The sequence below is a fragment of the Desulfosarcina sp. genome (genome assembly GCF_041551955.1).
Classification (GTDB): domain Bacteria; phylum Desulfobacterota; class Desulfobacteria; order Desulfobacterales; family Desulfosarcinaceae; genus Desulfosarcina.
Window position 1 is genome coordinate 1 of the sequence record NZ_JBFELV010000440.1, and the last position, 4,165, is coordinate 4,165.

Genomic DNA, 4,165 nt, shown 5'->3' on the forward strand with positions numbered 1-4,165 from the left:
CACCTCGTCCATGGCACTGATCAGCCCGTCGTTCAAGATGGCGCCGATGTCCGTGCCGCCGTCCAGCTCGGCCTGGGTCTTGGCCTTTACCGTCTCCTCGTCAAATGCCAGTACTGCGTTGAAGATGTCCTGGGTTGCCATTCTGACTACTCCTTTAAGAATTGGGTGACCATTTTTTCGCCACGCTACTGATGGGTTCTTGCTTTTTCGGTATCATAGACCGGAAACCTCACCACAGTCGCCGTGCACGTACCATCATCGCCGGCCACTTCCAGTCGGGTGCCGATAGCAGTCAATTCAGGATCCAGACGTACGATAGCAAGGGATTTGTTCAGCCGATGGGACCAGGCAGGCTTGTCATGGACCTTACCAACCTCTTTGCCGTCGATCATCAGCTTTTCACCGCCTGCCAGCGCATGATCGAGATCAACCTCAATACCGGCGAGTTTAAACCGTTCTTTTCCCTTTGCGGCCACGAGAGCGTCCTTACCGCGGAAATCCCCTTTTTCCAGATGGACAGACCAACCCATGTTTACTTCCCAAGGGGTGTTTTCCATCAGGTCAAACCGGCGCCACAGGAGCGCGGCTTCCATTCTTAGGGGAAATACGCTGTTCACGGAACAGGCCATAACGCCCATATCTTTTCCCTTTTCAAGAATATTGTCCCAGACATCACAGGCATATTGGGGATCCACAAACATTTCATACCCTCTTTCACCGGAAAATCCGGTACGGGAAAGCACGCAGGGGCATCCGAATATTTCGGTTATTTCATGGTGGAAATATTTCATGGCAGGCAGGTCAACGGGGGTGTGGGGATCAAGGAGTTCAAGCGCCTTGGGACCCTGAAGGGATATCAGGTGGGTCCAGAAGTCATATTCAACCACTGCATCTTTTCCTTCGGCAGACAGTTCAGCCATGGTCCTAGCACAACCGTCACCATGAACAACCATATACTCATCGTTCCCAAGGTTGAACACAATCCCGTCATCACAGATAACGCCGGTTTCCCTGAGAAAGGGACCGTACTTGGATTGTCCGGGTTTTATCTTGGTCACATCAAATGTCACGGCATGATTCAGCACAGCCGACGCATCCGGGCCTTTGACCCGGTATTTCAAGAATGCGGTGAAGTCGTACATGCCGGCGGCATCCCGGACTGCATCATGCTCTGCTTTCGGGTCGGTATGATAGGTCATGGGAACGGCCATGCGGATGTATTCATTGAATTGCCCCCCCAGGTCTTTGTGGCGGGCAGTAAGTGCGGATGTTCTTGTAATTTTAGTCATTTTTTCTCCTTAAACCTTCTTAGGTTTCTTTCGTATTAATCTAAAATAGGATATCCAAACGATTATTTATGAATATACGTCCTGAAGGTAACCCAATAATTATCGATCCTATTTATTGAGTTTCGCAACAGTTTTTGCTGGTTGCATGTGATCAACTCGACGCTTAGACGACTCATTCAAAGACGCATCTTTTCTTAGCCCTTTGACCAGTGAGACCATCATGGCAATCATGACTACGGTAAAGGGAAGCGCACAGACAATTGAGGCGGTCTGCAACGCCTTGAGGCCACCGCTTTGCAACAGAATGATCGAGAGTGCTCCCAGTACTATCCCCCACACGATTTTCATACCGGCTTTAGGTTCCAACTCACCTTTGGACATCAGCATTGCCACCAAAAAAGAGGCTGAATCCGCTGATGTGATCAGAAAGATGATGAGGCTGATAAAAATGACAATTGAGGCAAGGAATCCAAATGGATAAACTGTCAACAGCGTGAAAATGCCCGATCCCATATCGGCCTGCACGGCCTCCCACAGTTTTACGGCGCCGGATCTTTCTGCGAGAATGGCGGCACCACCGAAAATGTCAAAGCAGATGAACATCACAACAGATGGTATTAACACCACCCAGATGATAAACTCCCTGATCGTTCTGCCCCTGGAAATTCTGGCGATAAATCCGCCCACAAAAGGTACCCAAGCAATCCAGAATGCCCAGTAGAAAACGGTCCACCATCCCAGCCATTTACCATCAAAAGCCTGGTTGACCGAATCACTCCAAAAAGTCATCTTGACGAAATTGGTTAGATAATGCCCCACGGAATCAGTAAACAGATCCAGCAATTGTATTGTCGGGCCAGCAACAAATATGAATGCGATGACACCAAAAGCCAGCCATATATTGATCAGGCTCATATATTTCAGGCCCCGCTTCAGTCCTGAAACCGATGATGCAATATAGGCCGCCATAAACAAAATAAGAACAGCGATGGTAACGCCGGGGGTCATTTCAAGCCCGGTAATATGGGTCATTCCGAATTTAATGGAAAGGATCCCCAGACCCAGAGCCGTGCTGATGCCGGCAATCGTGGCAAATGCCGTAACGAGATTGGTGATTTTACTCCAGCCGCTTGTCTCTGTTTTCTCACCCAGAATACCATACAAGGACGTGGCGATGGTCATGGGTTGCTCGTGTCTGAATGAAAAATAGGCAATTCCCAATCCGCCCACGGCATACAAGGACCAGGGGTGGAATCCCCAATGCAGGTAACTGATCTGTAAGGCAACTGGCACCGCTTCTGCGGACCCGGGCTCAGCACCGTATGGGGTTTGCATGTAGTGGTACAAGGGTTCGGCAATTCCCCAGAAAATAAACCCCAGACCGATGCCGGCACTGAAAAGCATGGCCATCCATGAGATCGTGCTGAACTCAGGTTCATCGTCATCTTTACCCAGTTTGATATGGGCATAAGGACCGACTGCCGCCCACAAGGAAAATCCTAAACAGGCGGCGGTAAACAATAAATAGTACCAGGTAAAGTTGGTTGTGATGAATGCCTGAAGTGCTTTGAGCGCAGATTCGAGTTTTTCCGGCGTAAAGATTCCCAGCGAGACGATAACGCCGAAAATTATCAAAGTAACCCAAAACAGCTGGTGGTCGGTTTTTCCCAATAGACCTTCCATCATTCCGTTTTGGTTTTTACTGCGATCTAACTCATTTTGTGCCATTTTTTCCTCCGTTTATCTGATGCGGTGAGTAACGCCCTTACCGTTCGGCAAGGCAAAAACACAATCTCTCGAACCACTGGATATAACTATTTGGTTTTATTTGGTTTTTGAATCGACGTAGTTTTTCAAATCTTTTTCCACGCCTGGATCAATTTCGGGTTTTTCATAGGCTGCGAGACGTTTTTCGATATATTCACCAGCAAGCCGGACGTTGTTGCCCAAATCCTTTTCGCGCCAATCATCAAAGGTGCTTTTACGGGCGATTTCGGCGGGAAAAAAAGCCGTCCGGCATTGGCGGGCGGTTTCCGGTGTCATCAAAAAACTTCCACCGCTGCCGACCCTGGCGATCAAATCGAGATTGATGCTCTCATCGGAGACGTCCAACGGCCGCAAAGCCCGCTTCATCAACCCGCAAGCCTCTTCGTCCAGCACAAACTTTTCAAAGCTCATCGCGCTGTAGGCGCCCAGAATACCGCAGGCTTGGTGCATGAAATGAACCCCACAAAGCAGGCTGGTTGCCATGGCCAGGGCCGACTCGCTGCCCGCCTGCGAATTGATGGAAAAGGAGTCGGTCAGATTTCCCCCGTATCGACAGGGAAGTCCGTAATGATCGGCCATCTGTGTGGCGATGGCCATCAGCTGAAGCATTTCGGGCCCCCCAAGGTAGACCCCTCCGGTGCGAAGGTCCCCGGCACAAGATGTTCCACCGCACACGCAGGGTACGCCTGGATGAACCAACTGGGCCAGAACAATTCCGGCCAGACTCTCGCTCATTTCGATTACCGCCGCACCTGCAATACTGACCGGCCCGCTGATGCCGGCCAGAACCATGCTGGAAATCAACAAAGCCTGGCCGTAGCGGGCGAAGGTGATCAACCCGGCTGCAGTCTCTTCAGTATAAGATAGCGGGGAGAGCGGATTGATAGAGACAATTGTAACTGGTGCCTTTTCGAGGGCTGTTTTCCCACCAAAGGCGATGGTCGCCATTTCATAGATCTCCTGCCCGTTCTCTCGGGTGCAAGGGTTGGCGATCACCGGCATGTCCGTCAGCGTAAAACAAGAAGCGAGCATCCGGGCCGTGGCCACTGCCGGTGGCAATTCGCCTGGAACGGCCATGGAACCAGCCACAAAATCCAGATAGGGAGAGG

Annotated in this window: 4 protein-coding genes; all 4 read right to left on the reverse strand. The window is 50.6% G+C overall.

The genetic code is table 11. The annotated features are described in order from the left end of the window. A partial coding sequence (locus ABYV26_RS22000) for a B12-binding domain-containing protein (RefSeq protein WP_372683507.1) occupies positions 1 to 141 on the reverse strand: 141 nt, incomplete at its 3' end. A gap of 44 nt (positions 142 to 185) precedes the next feature. Next, positions 186 to 1,289 carry an aminomethyltransferase family protein gene (locus tag ABYV26_RS22005; protein WP_372683504.1) on the reverse strand — a complete coding sequence of 368 codons (1,104 nt, stop codon included), beginning with the start codon at positions 1,287 to 1,289 and terminating at the stop codon, positions 186 to 188. Positions 1,290 to 1,397: 108 nt separating this feature from the next. After that, positions 1,398 to 3,017 (reverse strand): BCCT family transporter, encoded by a 1,620-nt coding sequence (locus ABYV26_RS22010; protein WP_372683505.1) that lies wholly within the window; start codon positions 3,015 to 3,017, stop codon positions 1,398 to 1,400. Positions 3,018 to 3,113: 96 nt separating this feature from the next. Continuing rightward, positions 3,114 to 4,165, reverse strand: a 1,052-nt coding sequence (locus ABYV26_RS22015; protein WP_372683506.1) for a trimethylamine methyltransferase family protein, incomplete at its 5' end; no start/stop codon positions are given.

Excerpts from the sequence above, each read along its gene's own strand:
- ABYV26_RS22005 (WP_372683504.1), bottom strand. The coding sequence starts at position 1,289 with ATGACTAAAATTACAAGAACATCCGCACTTACTGCCCGCCACAAAGAC.
- ABYV26_RS22010 (WP_372683505.1), bottom strand. The coding sequence starts at position 3,017 with ATGGCACAAAATGAGTTAGATCGCAGTAAAAACCAAAACGGAATGATG.